This is a genomic window from Burkholderia sp. AU4i, from assembly GCF_000466765.1.
Taxonomy (GTDB): domain Bacteria; phylum Pseudomonadota; class Gammaproteobacteria; order Burkholderiales; family Burkholderiaceae; genus Burkholderia; species Burkholderia cepacia.
This window is the reverse complement of the sequence record NZ_ASSI01000106.1, coordinates 1-17,731: the sequence shown is the minus strand read 5'-3', so window position 1 is coordinate 17,731 and position 17,731 is coordinate 1. Positions and strand designations below refer to the sequence as shown.

Below are 17,731 nucleotides of genomic sequence, written 5' to 3'. Positions count from 1 at the left end.
CGGCCCGTCCGGGCCGAACGGCACCGCTACAGGCGACCGGCGCGTCACACGGCGCGCCGGATTCGGGATAAGCTCCCGGCTTTTCCCGCACTTCCCCGCCATGCTCGAACTCAAGCACATCGACCTGCGTACCGATCCGCAGGCCCGTCGCGTCGTCAAGGACGAAACCGTCGCCGTTTCCTTCGCGGACGCCGACGGCGAACTGATGAGCCTCGAAGGCCCGAACCGCTATGTGGCGGGCGACGCGCTGATCACGGGCTCCACCGGCGACCGCTGGGTCGTGTCGCGCGCGCGCTTCGACGCCAAATACCTGCCCGCCGATCCGGCACTCGCACACGGCGCGCCGGGCGCCTACCGGAACCGGCCGGCCGTCGTGCTCGCCCGCCGGATGGACGAGCCGTTCACGATCGCCCGCTCGGAAAACGGCGACACGCTGCGCGGCGTCGCCGGCGACTGGGTGATGCAATACGCGCCCGGCGACTACGGTGTCGTGCAGGCGCAGCGCTTCGCGCAGGTCTACCGCGACGCGTAACGCGGCGCGCCGGCATCGCGCCGGCGCGAACGATCACGCAAAGTCTTCGTCGAGCTCGAGTTCGGCGTCCCGCTCGACGGCCTCGCCGGCCGCGTGGCGCTCCTCGAGCGACCCGAGCATCGCTTCCGTATACGCATGCAGCACCGCATGGCTGCGCGCGCGCTGCATCGGCTTGAGCGCCAGATAGCGTGCGAATGCCGCCGGCACGATGCGGATATCGAGCGTCATCCGCTTCGGCGTCGCGCCGAAACGCATCGCGAGCCAGTGCACGGACAGGAACCGCCCGCGCGCGTCGCTGCTTTCGGCGAACCGCGTCTGCTCCGGAAAGAGATCGCAGATCACGCGTGCGAGCGCGTCGAATTCCGCGCTCTGGCATTCGAGCAGATAGTCGTCCATCCCGTCTCTCCCGTCAGGCTGCCGATTGCGACGGCCGGCAGGTCTTCACCAGCACGACGACCAGAAGCGCGGCCAGCACGAAATACGCAGCCTCGACCCAGCCGGCCGGCAGCACGCGCACCTGATACAGCAGCGCCGGCGCGGCTGCCAGCGCATGCAGCACGATCGCGAGCGGCAACACGCCCGCGCGCCCGGCGCGCACGCCGCGCCAGACCAGCACCGACAGCGCAAGCTGCAGCACGAACGCCGCGCAGCGTTCGAGCAGCAACAGCAGGATCGACTGTGCCGACAGCGTCGCGAGCATCACGTGCAGCCGCACGACGGTATCGCCCGGCAGGTCGGCGAGCTGGGTCTCCAGCTGGCCGCGGCTCGCGAGCCACGCGAGATACGACCACTGGCCCCACACGAGTACGCCGACGAACCACGCTTCGGCGCCGCCGTGGCCGATCCCGTAGCCGATTCCGCGGCTGTCGCCGGCCGACGCGCCGTAGCGGCGGTTCAGGAAACGCATCCCGAGATAACGACCGGCTTCCTCGAACACGGCGGTCGCAAGCGCGCTGTACGCAACGAACGCGAGCGGCTGCGTGAGCCAGCCGTCGGGCGGCGTCCGGCTCAGCACGAGCCCGTGGAATGCGCGCTCGAGGATCATCGCGAACAGCGTGAAGACGGCCACGCCGACGATCGTGTCGCGGCGGTTCAGCGCAAGCGGCTTGCGCAGGATACGGAAGAGGACGAGCGGCAGGAGCGCGATGATCAGCGTGGCGGCGATCAGCACCGCCAGCGTGACGGGGGCGACAGTCATGTATTTCCTTGTTCGGGGCAGCGCACCTGACGCGCTGCGTGCCCCGAATGATACTCAGCTTGCGGTCGACGCGCGCACAACCAGCTCGCCGGGCAACAGCGAGACGCGCACGTCGCCCGCTGCGCCGTCGATCCGCTCGTGCACGAATTCGACGGCCTTGTAGCCGATTTCGTAGGTCGGCTGCCGGATCGTCGTGATACCGATCAGCTCGGCCCATTCCGGATCGTCGATCGACAGCAGCGCCGCCTTCTGCTGCCACGCGGCGCCGAAACGCGCGCGCAGGTGGCGCGCGATTGCAAGCGCGACCGGCGCGTTCGCGGCGAACAGCGCCGCGCGCACGCCGCGCCGTGCCGCGTCGTCGATGCGGGCATCGATGTCGGCGAGCGCCGTCGCGGTCGCGTCGGGCTCGTTCAGGTCGAGCACGACGGTCGACGGCACCGTCAGCCCGCGCGCGCCCAGTGCCGCGCGGAATGCGGCCTCGCGCAGGCGCCGCGAGCTGACGCGCTCGAACGGCTGCACGACGAAATGGATCGCGTCGAAACCGTGTTCGACCAGGTGCGCGAGTGCCGTCTCGATCGCGTCGGCGTTGTCGAGGCCGATCAGGTCGGCCTCGAAGCCCTCGACGGTCCGGTCGACGAGCACCGCCGGGATGCCGGCCCCGCGCAGCGGGCGCAGCACGTCCTCATCGGCGCCGAGCGCGTTGACGATCAGCCCTTCGACGCGGTAGGTCGTGAGCAGCTGCAGGAAGCGGCGTTCCATCTCGACTTCGTTCGCCGCGTGACAGATCAGCGGCATGTAGCCGAGCGCCTGGCAGGCGGCCTCGACGCCTTGCAGCACTTCGACGGTATAGGGATTGGTCAGGTCGGCCGCGAGCATGCCGAGCAGCCGGTTGCGGCCGCGCTTGAGCCCGCGCGCCATCTGGTTCGGCCGGTAGTTGAGCCGCGCGATTGCCGCTTCGATCCGCTGGCGCAGATCGGTGGACAGCACGTGCGTCTCGCCGTTCAGGTAGCGCGACACGCTGGTTTTGCCGGTGCCGGCTTCGCGCGCGACATCGCTGATCGTCGCCGGACGCGTTGTGGTTGGTTGCGAATCGGTCACTGTCGTGCCTCGCGACGTTCGATCCGCGCCGCTTCGTGAGCAGACGGATCTTTGTTGTTGGAAACGTAAGCCACCCGGTGGAATCTCCTGTCGATCCGCGTTAGCGCTTCAGCGCTTACGCGGATCCCATGCTTCGCGGTCGATCCGCGTCCGCCCTTCACCGCTTACACGGATCCCACGCTTCGCGGTCGATCGGCGTCCGCCCTTCACCGCGTGCGCGGATCCATGCTTCGCGGTCGATCGGCGCCGGCGCATCGGCACCCGCCCCGGTTACGTGCACAAGCAGCCGGCCGCACCGGACCCGGCGCGGATACCCGTCGCTGGACGCCGCCGGCAGCGCTGCCGTGCCGTCGATACGACGCGCGGGGATCATAACGCAGCCAGCCCTCCGGCACCAAGACCATCGACTCTAACGAAGGCGCCCGCCCGCCGGGCGGGCACCTGCTCGTGGTGGCCCGTTACCCGCCGCGGCTCAGGCGCGGGCGAGCGCATCCGGATTGACGAGATTCGTGCGCAGCGTGCCGGCCAGCGCGCCGACCAGGTTTTCCGCGGCGCAGCGCGCCATCGCGTGGCGCGTCTCGTGCGTCGCCGAGCCGATATGCGGCAGCGCGACGACATTCTTCATCTGCAGCAGCGGCGAATCCGCGGCCAGCGGTTCCTTCTCGAACACGTCGAGCCCCGCGCCGCGGATCGTACCCGCGCGCAGCGCATCGATCAGCGCGGCTTCGTCGACCACCGGCCCGCGCGATGCGTTGATCAGGATCGCGCCGCGTTTCATCTTCGCGAATTCGGCCGCGCCGATCAGGTGGTGCGTTTCGGGCGACAGCGGCACCTGCAGGCACACGAAATCCGCTTGTGCGAGCAGTTCGTCGAGCGTCACGCGCCGTGCGCCGTACTGCGTTTCGGCTTCCGCGTGCGCGGAACGGTTCGCGTACAGCACCTGCATCCGGAAGCCGAGCGCCGCGCGGCGCGCGACCGCGCCGCCGATCCGCCCGAGCCCGACGATGCCGAGCGTCTTGCCCTGCACGTCGGTGCCGTACAGGTCGGGGCCGATGCTGCGATGCCAGTGGCCTGCCTTCACCCACTCGGCCAGCTCGACCACGCGTCGCGCGGACGCGAGGATCAGCGAGAACACCGTATCGGCGGTCGATTCGGTCAGCACGTCCGGCGTATGCGCGAGCACGATCCCGCGCCGCGTGAGATCCGCGACGTCGAAGTTGTCGTAGCCGACCGAGATCGTCGACCACGCCTTCAGCCGCGGTGCGCGGTCGAGCATGTCCGGCGTGACCTTCAGGCTCGCGCCGATCGCGCCGTCCGCGTCGCCGAGCGCATCGGCGAGGGCTGCGGCACCGTCGGCCTGCACGACGTCCGCATGCTCGCGCAGGTACGCGAGGACGTCATCGGGCAGCGGCTTGTACGCGACGATACGGGGCTTCATCTGATTCATTTTCCTTGCAGCGGCGCCGCGAGCGGATGCGTATCGGGCGCCTGGGGTTTGACGGACAGCGTGAGGATCACCGCGGCGACGAGCGCGGCGCTCATGAACGCGTACGACGCGACGGGCGAGCCGGTCGCGCCGTTCAGGTAGCCGACGAAGTACGAGCCGACGAACGAGCCGAGCGCGCCCATGCTGTTGATCAGCGCCATCGCGCCGCCGGCGACGTTCTTCGGCAGCAGTTCCGGCACGATCGCGAAGAACGGGCCGTACGGCGCGTACATGGCGGCGCCCGCCACGACCAGCAGCGCATACGAGATCCAGAAATGCGACGAGCCGAGTGCGTACGATGCGGCGAACGCGGCCGCGCCGATCAGCAGGAACGGCCATACGAAGCCACGGCGGGAACCGACCTTGTCGGACGCCCACGACGCGGCGAGCATCGCGATCGTCGCGGCGAGATACGGCAGCGCGGACAGCCAGCCGGTCGCGACCATCCCGAGGTCGGAGCCGTTCTTGACGATCGACGGCAGCCACAGCACGAAGCCGTACACGCCGATGCTCCAGCAGAAGTACTGTGCGCACAGCTTGATCACGGCCGGCGAGCGGAATGCCTCGCCATAGTTGCGCACGGGCTTGATGGCCGCCTGCTCGGCCGCGAGCGCGGCGTCGAGGTCGCGTTTTTCCTGTGCGTTGAGCCACGGCGAATCGGCCGGCTTGTCCTGCACGAGGAACCACCAGCACACGGCCCAGAGGACGGCCGGCACGCCTTCGGCGATGAACATGTGGCGCCAGCCGAATTCGTGCACGAGATAACCCGAGACGATCGACATCCACAGCACGGTGACCGGGTTGCCGAGGATCAGGAACGTGTTCGCGCGCGAGCGTTCGTTCTTCGTGAACCAGTTGCTGATGTAGATCAGCATCGCCGGCATCACGGCTGCCTCGACGACGCCGAGCACGAAGCGGATCGCCATCAGCGACGGGATGTTGCTGACGACGCCCGTGAGCGCCGCGCATGCGCCCCACAGGATGAGGCTGACGAACACGAGCTTCTTCACGCTGCGGCGTTCCGCATAGATTGCGCCGGGGATCTGGAAGAAGAAGTAGCCGAGGAAGAACAGCGCGCCGATCAGCGACGACAGGCCTTTGCTGATCCCGAGGTCCTGGTTGATGCCGGCTGCGGCGGCGAACCCGTAGTTCGCGCGGTCGAGGTAGGCGAGGCTGTAGGTGATGAAGACGATCGGCATGATCGTCCACCAGCGGCGGGCAGCGAGTGTATTGGCCATCAGAATGTCTCCTGTGTCGATCGGAGTTAGCGCTTCAGCGCTTACTCCGATCCCATGCTTCGCGGTCGACCAGAGTTAGTGCTTTAGCACTTACTCTGGTCCCATGCTTCGCGGTCGATCGGAGTTAGTGCTTTAGCGCTTACTCTGATCCCATGCTTCGCGGTCGATCAGAGTTAGCGCTTTAGCCCTTACTCCGATCCCATGCTTCGCGATCGATCAGAGTTCGCGCTTGAGCCCTTACTCCGATCCCATGCTTCGCGGTCGACCAGAGTTCGCGCTTCAGCCCTTACTCCGATCCCATACATGCACGACTAAATGAGTCCGCGGATTGTGCCGTGTCCGGCCTCTCATTGCGCGGTGAAGGTTTCCTCTAAGCGATCGGCGTGATTGGTGACGTTTTCGAATCGATCGAGCGCGGCACGGGTCGGCAGCCCTTCCGAGTCGCCGATCACCTGGATCGCGAGCGCACCGATGCGGTTGCCGCGCGCCACGGCCTGTTCGATCGTCTTCCCTTCCAGCAGCGCGCTGACCACGCCGACCGCGAAGCCGTCACCGGCGCCGACCGTGTCGACGACGTTCCGTACACGCTCGCCCGCCACCGTTCCGTCACGGCCGTCAGCCGTCCGGTAATACGCACCTTCGGCACCGAGCTTGATCACCACACCGCGCGCGCCTTGCGCGAGATAGAAGCCCGCGATATCGGCCGGCGTGTCGTGCCCGGTCAGTTGCTGCCCCTCGGCGATGCCCGGCAGTACCCAGTCGGCGAGCGACGCGAGTGCATTCAGCGTCTTCGCCATCACGTCGGCGGACGGCCACAGCGTCGGGCGCAGGTTCGGGTCGAACGAGATCGTCTTGCCGGCCGCGCGCATTTCGCGCGACAGCTTGAACGCGAGCTCGCACGACGTCGCGGAGATCGCCGGCGCGACGCCCGTCAGGTGCAGGTGGCGCGCGCCGAGCACGTAATCGGCCACGTAGTCGTCGCACGACAGGTAGCTCGCGGCCGAGCCTTTGCGGAAATACTCGACGGTCGGGTCGCTGCCGTCGTCGTTGCGCGACTTGAGCTGAAAGCCGGTCGGGTAGCGCGGATCGACGGTCACGCACGATGCGTCGATGCCCTCGCGCGCCAGCGTGTCGAGCACGTAGCCGCCGAACGAATCGCGGCCGACGCGGCTCATCCAGCCGACCCGGAAGCCGAGCCGCGACAGGCCGATCGCGACGTTCAGGTCGGCGCCCGCGATCCGCTTCGCGAATTGCGCCGCATGCGCGAGATGACCGGGCTCGGTCGCGACGAACATCGCCATCGCTTCGCCGTAGGTCACGACATCGAGTGGTGCTTTCATGAATGAACTCTCCAGGATCCTTCCGCCGTCACGCGGTTGCGAGCCACGCGACACGCCGGCACGCATCGCCCGCCAGGTCGGTCGCGTCGAACGGAAACTCGATGCCGCGCGGCGCCTGCTGCGGCAGCACCGCGAGCACGCCGGTCACGAGCGGGTCGTTCGGCGCCGGCGCGGCGGCGAAACGGCGCGCGCCCTCGCCCTCGACGGCCTTGCAGTGAATGTATTCCACATGGGATGCGAGCATTTGCGCGCAATCAAGCGGCGCCTCGCCCGGCCACTGCCAGTTGCCGATGTCGAACGTCATCCCGAGCGCATCGGGCATGCCCGCGGCGGCCAATGCATCGAACAGCCCGCGGAACTGCGCGAGCGCGCCGCCGACCGGAAGCTGGCCGTTCTCGACCACCACGCGGGCCTTCGCTTCGCGCGACAGCGCGACGATGTCGGCCGCGTGCGCGTCGCCGGCGAAGCCGCCGAGCTGGAATTTCACGAAGCGCGCGCCGAGCGCGTCGGCTTCCGCGAGCGCGCCGCGCAATGCGTCCGCATCGAGCGCGCCCGTTTCCGTGTACAGGTTGGCCGGCGTCGAATAGACCGACCACAGCCCGTGGCCGGCCAGTAGCGCACCCAGCGCGGCGAGCGCGCCGGGTGCGGCGTCCGCTTCCGACGCGAACAGTTCGCGCCGCACCTCGAAACCGGTCGCACCCGATGCCGCCGCGGTCGCGACGAATGCGCAGTGGCCCTCCTGACGCACGCGGTCCATCCCGAATGCGCTCGCCACGATCACGATGTCTGTCATTTAGCCCTCTTTTCCCCGGAATGGAACCGGTTCCATCTGCTTGAGACGGATGGTGCGCTTCGCCTCGAACCCACGCCATAGAGGAAATCCCTAAGTTGGGGCATCGCGCGGACGCACGTTCCGACGGCACGCATCACGCATGCCCGGGCTGGCTTCGGCCGTTCAGGCGAGGTTCAGGCGATATCGTGCGCGAGGCTCATGTCGAGGAATTGTGCGGCGACCCGCGACGGCGCACCGCCGTGTGGCACGAGGATGGAGAAGTGACGCGTGAGCGGCGCGGGCGCGAGCGAGCGCAGGACGAGCGCGGCATCGTCGTGACGCAGCGACATCGCGGACACGAACCCGACGCCCATCCCGGCACGCACGGCTTCCTTCACGGCCTCGACACCCGCGATCTCGAATGCGACCCGCATCGGCGCCGCGCCTTGCGCGAACGCGCGCTCGACGAGTTGCCGCACGGCGGAGCCCGCCTCGCGCAGGACGAGCGGATGGGCCGCCAGCGCGTCGAGCGTGACGCCCGGCGCGTATTCGGGCGCGGCCAGCGGATGTCCGGTCGGCACGATCGCGACGATCTCGTCCTCGCGCCACGCGTGCACCGCGGTGCCCGGCGGCAGCGCCTCGCCGGGCGGCCCTTCGATCATCGCGATGTCGAGCGACGGCAGCGCCGCGACCACGTCGGCCGTATTGCCGCTCATCGTGTGGATCGCCACGCGCGGGGCGCGCGGCTGGAACGCCGCGATCAGGTAAGGCAGCAGGTAGCTCGCGGGTGTCGTGCTCGCACCGATGCGCAGCGTGCCGGCTTCCAGGCCGCGCACCGCGTCGCGAAACGCGCGCGCCTGCGCGAACGTGTCGCGTTGCGCCTTCGCGTACTGCGCGAGCTGTTCGCCGACCGGCGTCAGGCGGATGCCGCGCCCTTCGCGCTGGTACAGCGGCTCGCCGAATTCGTCCTGCAGGAGCCGCAACTGGCCCGACACGGCCGGCTGCGACAGATGCAGCGCCACGGCGGCGTGGCTGATGTTCAGGTGTTCGGCGACGGCGGCGAACGTTATCAGTTGATCCGGGGTCATGGGGATAAATTATCGGATTTCCGGATAGTTTACGTCACAAATCACAATTTTTCATATCGATATAACGAAATTAGGATTACACCATCGCAACACGCTCCATCACGGTGCTTCCATGTCCACTGCCCCGACTCCCCATCTCAACCATGCCGCGCCGTCGATGCGCGGCCAGTTGAACGGCGTGCTGTTCGTCGCGCTGTTCGCCGCCGCCGTCACGAGCCTGTCCCAGCTTCCCGCGATCGCGGGGCTCGGCCTGTCGCCGCTGATCGTCGGCATCGTCGCCGGTGCGCTGTACGGCAACGCGCTGCGCGACGGCATGCCGGCCAGCTGGGCGGCCGGCGTCAATTTCTCCGCGCGCAAGCTGCTGCGCATCGCGGTCGCGTTCTTCGGGTTGCGCGTGAGCCTGCAGGAAATCGCGCAGGTCGGGCTGCCGGGCCTGACGGTGTCGGTCCTCGTCGTCGTCAGCACGCTCGCGATCGGCACCTGGGCGGGCATGAAGCTGATGAAGCTCGACCGCGATTCCGCGCTGCTGACCGCCGCCGGCAGCGCGATCTGCGGCGCGGCCGCCGTGCTCGCGTTCGAGTCGACGCTGCAGTCGAAGCCGCACCAGAGCGCGATGGCCGTGGGCAGCGTCGTGCTGTTCGGCACGCTGTCGATGTTCCTGTACCCGATCGCCTATCACGCCGGTCTGCTGAACCTCGACCCGGCCGGCCTGGGCCTGTTCTTCGGCGGCACGATCCACGAGGTCGCGCAGGTGGTCGGCGCGGCGAGCGACATCAGCCCGCAGGTCGCGCACATCGCGACGATCGTCAAGATGACGCGCGTGATGCTGCTGGTGCCGGTGCTGCTGGTGCTCGGCTGGTGGCTCGCCCGCTCGGCCCGCGCAACGGCCGGCGGCGCGCAAGGCAAGCGCAAGGTGGCGGTACCCTGGTTCGCGCTCGGGTTCCTCGGCTTCGTGATCGTCAATTCGCTGAACGTGCTGCCGACGGACGTCACGCACACGCTGAACGTGCTCGACACCTTCGCGCTGACGATGGCCATGACCGCGCTCGGCATCGAAACCCGCGTCGCGCAGATCCGCGCCGCCGGCCCGCGCGCGCTGATGACCGGCCTGATCCTGTACGTGTGGCTGATCGCCGGCGGCTACGGGATCACGTGGGCCGTGCAGCACTGGCTTGGCTGAGTTGCCCGCCCGTGACACGTCGCGCGCCGCGCCCGACGGGATGGTCCCGCGGGCGCGGCGCAGTGCTATGCTTCGCGTCGTTTTCCTTCGCCCTCTTTCAGCCGTGCTCTCGTTCCTGCTGAAGCTGCGCACTCGCGCCCAAAAGCTGTTCCGCCTGTCGGACGCCCATACGATGCTGATCTGGTCGGCCATCGTCGGCGTCGGCGGCGCCTTTGCCACGATGGCGTTCCGCGAAGGCATCGACCTGATGCAGCACCTGATCTCCGGGCAAAGCGGCAGCTTCGTGCAGATGGCGAAACGCCTGCCGTGGTACGTGCGGTTCTGGATGCCGGCCGCGGGCGGCTTCCTCGCCGGCTGCGTGCTGCTGCTCGCGACGCGCGGCGACAGGAAGGCGGGCAATACCGACTACATGGAATCGGTCGCGCTCGGCAACGGCGTCGTGCCGGTGCGGCAGAGCCTGTGGCGCAGCGTGTCGTCGCTGCTGACGATCGGCACCGGCGGCTCGATCGGCCGCGAAGGCCCGATGGTGCAGCTCGCGGCGCTCGCCGCGTCGCTCGTCGGCCGCTTCGTGCATTTCGACCCGCCGCGCCTGCGCCTGCTGGTCGCCTGCGGGGCGGCCGCCGGCATCACGTCCGCCTACAACGCGCCGATCGCCGGCGCGTTCTTCGTGTCGGAAATCGTGCTCGGCACGATCGCGATGGAGAGCTTCGGGCCGATGGTCGTCGCGTCGGTCGTCGCGAACATCGTGATGCGCGAATTCGCCGGCTACAAGCCGCCGTACGAGATGCCGGTGTTTCCGGCCGTCACCGGCCCCGAGGTGCTGCTGTTCGTCGTGCTCGGCGCGCTGTGCGGCGTGCTCGCGCCGCAGTTCCTGCACCTGCTCGACGCGTCGAAGAACCAGTTCAAGCGGCTGCCGGTGCCGCTGCCGGTGCGGCTCGCGCTCGGCGGCCTCGTCGTCGGCGTGATCTCGGTGTGGACGCCGGACGTATGGGGCAACGGCTACAGCGTCGTCAACCAGATCCTGCATTCGCCGTGGACCTGGCAGGCGCTGGTCGCGGTACTCGTGTTCAAGGTCATCGCAACCTCGGCCACGGTCGGCTCGGGTGCGATCGGCGGCGTGTTCACGCCGACGCTGTTCGTCGGCGCGGTATTCGGTTCGCTGTTCGGGCTCGCGATGGAAGCGCTGTGGCCCGGCCATACGTCGGCGTACTTCGCGTACGCGATCGTCGGGATGGGTGCGTTCATGGCGGGCGCCACGCAGGCGCCGCTGATGGCGATCCTGATGATCTTCGAGATGACGCTGAGTTATCAGGTCGTGTTGCCGCTGCTGGTGTCGTGCGTATTCGCGTATTTCGTCGCGCGCGCGACCGGCACGACGTCGATGTACGAGATCACGCAACACCATTACCAGGACGCGCAGGAGAAGCTGCGGCTGCGCACCACGCAGATGCGCGAGCTGATCCAGCCCGCGCAGACGGTCGTGTCGCTCACGGCGAGCGTCGCCGACATGACGCGCGTGTTTCTCGAATATCCGGTGAAGTACCTGTACGTCACCGACGATGCCGGGCGCTTTCGCGGCGCGGTCGCGCTGAAGGACATCACGTCGGACCTGCTCGACAAGCGCGACACGACCGACAAGACGGCCGCGCATTACGCGCACACGCCGTTTCCGCTCCTGACGCCCGACATGCCGCTCGCCACCGCGCTCGAACGCTTCATGGCGTTCCAGGGCGAACGCCTGCCGGTGATCGAAAGCGAAGCCGAGCCGACGCTCGCCGGGGTGGTCTACAAGACGTCGCTGCTCGACGCGTACCGGCGGATGACCGGCGAGCGCTGATTCGCACGACGCGATGAGGCGCGGCGCATGCCGCATGCTTCATCGCACCCCGCCTTTGCCGCGCATCGCACGCGGCACGACGAATCCGCTGCCGCGTCAGTCGGGCGCGCGCCCGAGCACGACACGCGCGAAGAACCCCGCGAGCACCGACTCGGCCACGTCGGCCGGCACGTGTTGCGGATCGGCCGCGTAATACGACTGCACGCCGTCGCACAGGCACATCAGCCCGAACGCGAGCGTCTCCGCCGGCAACAGCAGCGGCGTGCCGGAGCGCTCGGAGAAGCGCCGGATGAATTCGGCCATCTGCACGCGCTTGGCGTGCAGGAACTGGTTGAAGCGCACGCGGAACTTCGCGTCGCGCGCGGCCTGCAGCTTCGCCTCGCCCCACAGCAACGAGAATTCGTCGTCGGCGAACAGCGTGCGGTAATGCGCGAGCGTCATCGATTCCATCTGTTCGCGCGACCCGCCCTCGTCGAAGATCGCCTGGAAATCGGCCTGCACCAGCGCATGGTTGCGCTCCAGCAACTCCAGCAGGAGTTCCGACTTGCTGCGGAAATTCGAGTAGAACGCGCCGCGCGTATAGCCGGCCGCGGCCGCGATGTCCTCGACGCTCGCGGCCACAAAGCCTTTCTTCAGAAAAATGCGATGCGCGGCATTCAGCAGACGTTCGCGCGTCTGATCCCTGCTCTGCTCGCGGGTTAAGCGCTGTGGTTTCATGGCGCGCAGTCTAGCATCGATTCCCTTTCAAATTCATCTTTGCACTCAGATACAGGTGTGTATTAGAATTCGCCACAGTTTCTGAAAATGCTGTCCGCGCGCCTCTGTCGGCGCCGCTCGGGGCAAGCGCCGGCCGCGCTTGCCGCCTTCGTTCCGCTCTCGCTCTCACCTCACTTGGGGGTTTCGTGAATCGCTCCGGTTCCCGCGCCGTGCTGCTGGTCGGCACCGCGCTCGTCCTCGCCGCCTGTCATCCAAAAGAATCCGCGCCGCCCGCCCCGCGCCCCGTCGTCGCACTGCCCGCGCATGCCGACGACGCCGCGGTCGCCCGCACGCTCCCCGGCGAGATCCAGCCGCGTTATGCCACCCCGCTGTCGTTCCGCATCGCCGGCAAGATCATCGAGCGCAAGGTGCGTCTCGGCGATACGGTCAAGGTCGGCCAGGTCGTCGCGCTGCTCGATCCGTCCGACGTCGAGAAGAACGCCGCGAGCGCACAGGCGCAACTCGACGCCGCGACGCACAGCCTCGCGTTCGCGAAGCAGCAGCTGGACCGCGACCGCGCACAGGCGCGCGAAAACCTGATCGCGACCGCCCAGCTCGAACAGACCGAGAACAGCTACACGTCGGCGCTCGCGCAGCGCGACCAGGCGCAGCAGCAGCTCGCGCTCGCCCGGAACCAGCTTCGCTACGCGACGCTCGTCGCCGATCACGCGGGCTACATCACCGCCGAACAGGCCGACACCGGCCAGAACGTGTCGGCCGGCCAGCCCGTCTACCAGCTCGCGTGGTCCGGCGACGTCGACGTCGTCAGCGACGTGCCCGAAGCCGCGCTTGCATCGCTCACGCCCGGCCACGCGGCCAGCGTCACGCTGCCGTCGCTGCCCGGTCGCCAGTTCGCGGCGAAGGTGCGCGAAATCGCGCCGGCCGCCGATCCGCAAAGCCGCACGTATCGCGTGAAGCTCACGCTCGCCGCGCCCGATCCGGCGATCCGGCTCGGGATGACGGCCAGCGTCGCGTTCGACGGCGCACCGGCCTCAGGCGACGCGCCGTCGATCACGCTGCCCGCGACCGCGCTGTTCCATGACGGCGCGCAGCCGGCCGTGTGGGTCGTGCGCACGAAGGACGACACGCTCGAGCTGCGCCGCGTCGACGTCGCGCGCTTCAACGAGCGCACGGTGACGGTGTCGCACGGGCTGCAGCCCGGCGAGCGCGTCGTGTTGCAGGGCGTGCACACGGTCAGCGCGGGCGAGAAGGTACGCGCGATCGCGCCGCTGCATCCGGAGGACTTCGCATCGTGAGCACTCCGCACGAAGAAGGCCGGTTCAACCTGTCTGCATGGGCGCTGCGCCACCAGGCGCTCGTCGTCTACCTGATCGCGCTCGCGACGCTCGCGGGCATCCTCGCGTACACGCGGCTCGCGCAGTCCGAAGACCCGCCGTTCACGTTCCGCGTGATGGTGATCCGTACGTTCTGGCCCGGCGCGACTGCGCGGCAGGTGCAGGAACAGGTGACCGACCGGATCGGCCGCAAGCTGCAGGAAACGCCGGCCATCGACTTCCTGCGCAGCTATTCGCGCCCCGGCGAATCGCTGATCTTCTTCACGATGAAAGATTCGGCGCCCGTGAAGGACGTGCCCGAGACCTGGTACCAGATCCGCAAGAAGGTCGGCGACATCGGCTATACGCTGCCGCCCGGCGTGCAGGGCCCGTTCTTCAACGACGAATTCGGCGACGTCTACACCAACATCTGGACGCTCGAGGGCGACGGCTTCACGCCCGCGCAACTGCACGACTACGCCGATCAGTTGCGCACCGTGCTGCTGCGCGTGCCGGGCGTCGGCAAGGTCGACTATTTCGGCGACCCCGACCAGCGGATCTTCATCGAGGTGAACAACGCGCAGCTCACGCGCCTCGGCATCTCGCCGCAGCAGCTCGGCCAGGCAATCAACGCGCAGAACGACATCTCGTCGGCCGGTGTACTGACGACCGCCGACGATCGCGTGTTCGTGCGGCCGAGCGGCCAGTTCGACAACGTCAATGCAATCGCCGATACGCTGATCCGCATCAACGGCCGCACGTTCCGGCTCGGTGATCTCGCGACCGTGAAGCGCGGCTACGACGACCCGGTCGTCACGCAGATGCGCGCGGCCGGTCCAGGTTCGGCCGGCAAGGCCGTGCTCGGCATCGGCGTGACGATGCAGCCGGGCGGCGACGTGATCCGCCTCGGCAAGGCGCTCGACGCCGAATCGAAGGACCTGCAGGCGCAACTGCCGGCCGGCCTCAAGCTGGTCGAGGTGTCGAGCATGCCGCACGCGGTCGCGCATTCGGTGGACGACTTCCTCGAAGCCGTCGCCGAAGCGGTCGCGATCGTGCTGGTCGTGAGCCTCGTGTCGCTCGGCCTGCGCACCGGGATGGTGGTCGTGATCTCGATTCCGGTCGTGCTCGCGGTCACCGCCCTCTTCATGTACCTGTTCGACATCGGGCTGCACAAGGTGTCGCTCGGCACGCTCGTGCTCGCGCTCGGGCTGCTCGTCGACGACGCGATCATCGCGGTCGAGATGATGGCCGTGAAGCTCGAACAGGGCTACACCCGCGCACGCGCCGCCGCGTTCGCCTATACGAGCACCGCGTTCCCGATGCTGACCGGCACGCTCGTCACCGTGTCGGGCTTCCTGCCGATCGCGCTCGCGAAATCGAGCACCGGCGAATACACGCGCTCGATCTTCGAGGTGTCGGCCATCGCGCTGATCGCATCGTGGTTCGCGGCCGTCGTGCTGATTCCGCTGCTCGGCTACCACATGCTGCCCGAGCGCAAGCGGCAGGCGCACGAGGCGCACCTGCCCGACGATCACGAGCACGACATCTACGACACGCGCTTCTACCGCCGCCTGCGCGGCTGGATCGACTGGTGCATCGAGCGGCGCTTCGTCGTGCTGCTGATCACGGGCGCCCTGTTCGTCGTGGCAATGATGGGCTTTTCGCTCGTGCCGCAGCAGTTCTTCCCGAGTTCCGATCGCCCCGAGCTGCTCGTCGACCTGCGGCTGCCCGAAGGCGCGTCGTTCGCGGCGACGCTGCGCGAGACCGAGCGCCTCGAGAAAGTGATCGACAAGCGCCCCGAGATCGATCATTCGGTGAGCTTCGTCGGCAGCGGCGCACCGCGCTTCTACCTGCCGCTCGACCAGCAGCTTCAGTTGCCGAACTTCGCGCAGTTCGTGATCACCGCGAAATCGGTGAAGGATCGCGAGAAGCTCGCGACCTGGCTCGAAACCACGCTGCGCGAGCAGTTCCCGGCCGTGCGCTGGCGGCTGTCGCGGCTCGAGAACGGCCCGCCGGTCGGCTACCCGGTGCAGTTCCGCGTGAGCGGCGACAGCATCGCGACGGTCCGCTCGATCGCCGAGAAGGTCGCGGCGACGATGCGCGGCGACGCGCGCACGGTCAACGTGCAGTTCGACTGGGACGAGCCGGCCGAGCGCTCGGTGCGCTTCGAGATCGACCAGAAGAAGGCGCGCGAACTGAACGTCACGTCGCAGGACGTGTCGAGCTTCCTCGCGATGACGCTGTCCGGCACGACCGTCACGCAGTACCGCGAACGCGACAAGCTGATCGCGGTCGACCTGCGCGCGCCGAAGGCCGATCGCGTCGACCCCGCGAAGCTCGCCGGCCTCGCGCTGCCGACCCCGAACGGCCCGGTGCCGCTCGGCTCGCTCGGCCGCTTCAAGCCGACGCTCGAATACGGCGTCGTGTGGGAGCGCGACCGGCAGCCGACCATCACCGTGCAGTCGGACGTACGCGCCGGCGCGCAGGGCATCGACGTCACGCATGCGGTCGACGCGAAGCTGAACGCATTGCGCGCGCAGTTGCCGGTCGGCTACCAGATCAACATCGGTGGCTCGGTCGAGGAAAGCGCGAAGGCGCAGAAATCGATCAATGCGCAGATGCCGCTGATGGCGATCGCCGTGTTCACGCTGCTGATGATCCAGCTGCAGAGCTTCTCGCGCGTGCTGATGGTCGTGCTGACCGCGCCGCTCGGGCTGATCGGCGTGGTCGCCACGCTGCTGATGTTCGGCCAGCCGTTCGGCTTCGTCGCGATGCTCGGCGTGATCGCGATGTTCGGGATCATCATGCGCAACTCGGTGATCCTCGTCGACCAGATCGAGCAGGACATCGCCGCCGGCCACGGCCGCGTCGACGCGATCATCGGCGCGACCGTGCGGCGCTTCCGCCCGATCACGCTGACGGCCGCGGCCGCCGTGCTCGCGCTGATCCCGCTGTTGCGCTCGAACTTCTTCGGGCCGATGGCGACCGCGCTGATGGGCGGCATCACGAGCGCGACCGTGCTGACGCTGTTCTACCTGCCCGCGCTGTATGCGACGTGGTTCCGCGTGAAGCGCGACGAACGCGACCCGCAGAACGGCCCGCCGCCCGGCGGCAGCACGCCGGCCGCACCGTCGGGAGCCTGACCATGGATCGATCGATGAACCTGAAAACGAACGCCGTGCGGGCACTCGCCGTCGCGAGCCTCGCCGGCCCGCTCGCGGGCTGCGCCTGGTTCGCGCCGAGCGGCGAGCCGCCCGCGATGCCGTCGCCCGCGCACTACGGCACCACGCCGCAAGTACAGCAGACCGTGTCCGCGCAAGGCGTCGCGCAGCAGTTCGAGGTCGGCGCACAGCCGGTGCCCGACTGGTGGAAGCAGTACCGCTCCGATGCGCTGAACGCGCTCGTCGACGAAGGGCTGCGCAACAGCCCGACGCTCAGTGCGGCATCGCACTCGCTCGATGCCGCGCGCGAACAGCTGCGCGGGCAGATCGGCAGCTCGATGCTGCCGTCGATCGATGCGGGCGGACAGGCCACGCGCCAGCGTGCGCTCGGCGTGCCGATCCCCGCGCTCGGCGCGCCGACGCTGCTGTACGACACGTTCGTCGGCCAGCTGCAGGCGAGCTACACGATCGACCTGTTCGGCGCGTCGCGTTTCGCGAACCGCGCGCTGGCGCGACGCGTCGACGTCAGCGCGTTCCAGCTCGAATCCGCGCGGCGCGCGCTGGCCGCGAACATCGTCACCGCGTCGATCACGGTGTCGGTGCTGAATGCGCAGATCAACACGACCGAGCGGCTCGTCGCCCTCGCCAACGACCAGGCGCACGATGCCGAACGCCGCTACGCGCTCGGTTCCGCCTCGCGCAGCGACGCGCTGAACGCGCGGCAAAGCGCCGACACGTTCGCGGCGAGCCTGCCCGCGCTGCGCCAGCAGC

At 68.5% G+C, this 17,731-nt stretch carries 15 protein-coding genes; 6 read left to right on the top strand and 9 right to left on the bottom strand.

The window, feature by feature from the left end; translation table 11 throughout:
* Positions 1-100: 100 nt before the first annotated feature.
* Complete coding sequence (locus L810_RS24040; RefSeq protein ID WP_021160921.1) at positions 101-532, top strand: PGDYG domain-containing protein; 432 nt, start codon at positions 101-103, stop codon at positions 530-532.
* Between the two features lie 33 nt (positions 533-565).
* On the opposite strand, the gene L810_RS24035 is transcribed toward L810_RS24040, so the two are convergent.
* The 8 genes from L810_RS24035 to L810_RS23995 all read right to left on the bottom strand — a co-directional run bounded on the left by L810_RS24035 (position 566) and on the right by L810_RS23995 (position 8,752).
* Positions 566-928, bottom strand: coding sequence for a DUF3022 domain-containing protein (locus L810_RS24035; protein ID WP_021160920.1), 363 nt, complete (start codon positions 926-928; stop codon positions 566-568).
* Between the two features lie 13 nt (positions 929-941).
* Positions 942-1,730 carry a YhfC family intramembrane metalloprotease gene (locus L810_RS24030; RefSeq protein ID WP_021160919.1) on the bottom strand — a complete coding sequence of 263 codons (789 nt, stop codon included), beginning with the start codon at positions 1,728-1,730 and terminating at the stop codon, positions 942-944.
* Between the two features lie 54 nt (positions 1,731-1,784).
* Positions 1,785-2,828, bottom strand: coding sequence for a LacI family DNA-binding transcriptional regulator (locus L810_RS24025; RefSeq protein ID WP_021160918.1), 1,044 nt, complete (start codon positions 2,826-2,828; stop codon positions 1,785-1,787).
* Between the two features lie 472 nt (positions 2,829-3,300).
* Positions 3,301-4,266, bottom strand: coding sequence for an NAD(P)-dependent oxidoreductase (locus tag L810_RS24015; RefSeq protein WP_021160916.1), 966 nt, complete (start codon positions 4,264-4,266; stop codon positions 3,301-3,303).
* 5 nt (positions 4,267-4,271) lie between these two features.
* Positions 4,272-5,552, bottom strand: coding sequence for an MFS transporter (locus L810_RS24010; RefSeq protein WP_021160915.1), 1,281 nt, complete (start codon positions 5,550-5,552; stop codon positions 4,272-4,274).
* Positions 5,553-5,899: 347 nt separating this feature from the next.
* A complete protein-coding gene (locus tag L810_RS24005; RefSeq protein WP_042975910.1) occupies positions 5,900-6,892 on the bottom strand; it encodes a sugar kinase in 993 nt (330 codons plus the stop codon).
* A 28-nt stretch (positions 6,893-6,920) separates the two neighbouring features.
* Positions 6,921-7,685: a TIM barrel protein gene (locus tag L810_RS24000; RefSeq protein WP_021160913.1), complete on the bottom strand. Its 765-nt coding sequence runs from the start codon at positions 7,683-7,685 to the stop codon at positions 6,921-6,923.
* A gap of 173 nt (positions 7,686-7,858) precedes the next feature.
* Positions 7,859-8,752, bottom strand: coding sequence for a LysR family transcriptional regulator (locus tag L810_RS23995; RefSeq protein ID WP_021160912.1), 894 nt, complete (start codon positions 8,750-8,752; stop codon positions 7,859-7,861).
* Between the two features lie 112 nt (positions 8,753-8,864).
* On the opposite strand from L810_RS23995, the gene L810_RS23990 reads away from it, so the two are divergent.
* Positions 8,865-9,932, top strand: coding sequence for a YeiH family protein (locus tag L810_RS23990; RefSeq protein ID WP_048022797.1), 1,068 nt, complete (start codon positions 8,865-8,867; stop codon positions 9,930-9,932).
* A gap of 103 nt (positions 9,933-10,035) precedes the next feature.
* Positions 10,036-11,769 carry a ClcB-like voltage-gated chloride channel protein gene (locus L810_RS23985; protein WP_042975871.1) on the top strand — a complete coding sequence of 578 codons (1,734 nt, stop codon included), beginning with the start codon at positions 10,036-10,038 and terminating at the stop codon, positions 11,767-11,769.
* Between the two features lie 96 nt (positions 11,770-11,865).
* Here the strand turns inward: L810_RS23985 and L810_RS23980 are convergent, their stop codons facing one another.
* Complete coding sequence (locus L810_RS23980) at positions 11,866-12,486, bottom strand: TetR/AcrR family transcriptional regulator (protein ID WP_021160908.1); 621 nt, start codon at positions 12,484-12,486, stop codon at positions 11,866-11,868.
* 185 nt (positions 12,487-12,671) lie between these two features.
* On the opposite strand from L810_RS23980, the gene L810_RS23975 reads away from it, so the two are divergent.
* From L810_RS23975 to L810_RS23965, 3 genes are all read left to right on the top strand, one after another.
* Complete coding sequence (locus L810_RS23975; RefSeq protein WP_042975870.1) at positions 12,672-13,781, top strand: efflux RND transporter periplasmic adaptor subunit; 1,110 nt, start codon at positions 12,672-12,674, stop codon at positions 13,779-13,781.
* The gene (locus L810_RS23970; RefSeq protein WP_021160906.1) at positions 13,778-16,942 is read left to right on the top strand and encodes an efflux RND transporter permease subunit; all 3,165 of its coding nucleotides are present in this window, start codon (positions 13,778-13,780) and stop codon (positions 16,940-16,942) included. The genes L810_RS23975 and L810_RS23970 overlap by 4 nt, the downstream gene beginning before the upstream one ends.
* 2 nt (positions 16,943-16,944) lie before the next feature.
* A partial coding sequence (locus L810_RS23965) for a TolC family protein (protein WP_042975908.1) occupies positions 16,945-17,731 on the top strand: 787 nt, incomplete at its 3' end.

Excerpts from the sequence above, each read along its gene's own strand:
- L810_RS24035 (WP_021160920.1), bottom strand. The coding sequence starts at position 928 with ATGGACGACTATCTGCTCGAATGCCAGAGCGCGGAATTCGACGCGCTC.
- L810_RS24030 (WP_021160919.1), bottom strand. The coding sequence starts at position 1,730 with ATGACTGTCGCCCCCGTCACGCTGGCGGTGCTGATCGCCGCCACGCTG.
- L810_RS23990 (WP_048022797.1), top strand. The coding sequence starts at position 8,865 with ATGTCCACTGCCCCGACTCCCCATCTCAACCATGCCGCGCCGTCGATG.
- L810_RS24005 (WP_042975910.1), bottom strand. The coding sequence starts at position 6,892 with ATGAAAGCACCACTCGATGTCGTGACCTACGGCGAAGCGATGGCGATG.
- L810_RS24015 (WP_021160916.1), bottom strand. The coding sequence starts at position 4,266 with ATGAAGCCCCGTATCGTCGCGTACAAGCCGCTGCCCGATGACGTCCTC.
- L810_RS24010 (WP_021160915.1), bottom strand. The coding sequence starts at position 5,552 with ATGGCCAATACACTCGCTGCCCGCCGCTGGTGGACGATCATGCCGATC.
- L810_RS23980 (WP_021160908.1), bottom strand. The coding sequence starts at position 12,486 with ATGAAACCACAGCGCTTAACCCGCGAGCAGAGCAGGGATCAGACGCGC.
- L810_RS24000 (WP_021160913.1), bottom strand. The coding sequence starts at position 7,685 with ATGACAGACATCGTGATCGTGGCGAGCGCATTCGGGATGGACCGCGTG.
- L810_RS23995 (WP_021160912.1), bottom strand. The coding sequence starts at position 8,752 with ATGACCCCGGATCAACTGATAACGTTCGCCGCCGTCGCCGAACACCTG.
- L810_RS24040 (WP_021160921.1), top strand. The coding sequence starts at position 101 with ATGCTCGAACTCAAGCACATCGACCTGCGTACCGATCCGCAGGCCCGT.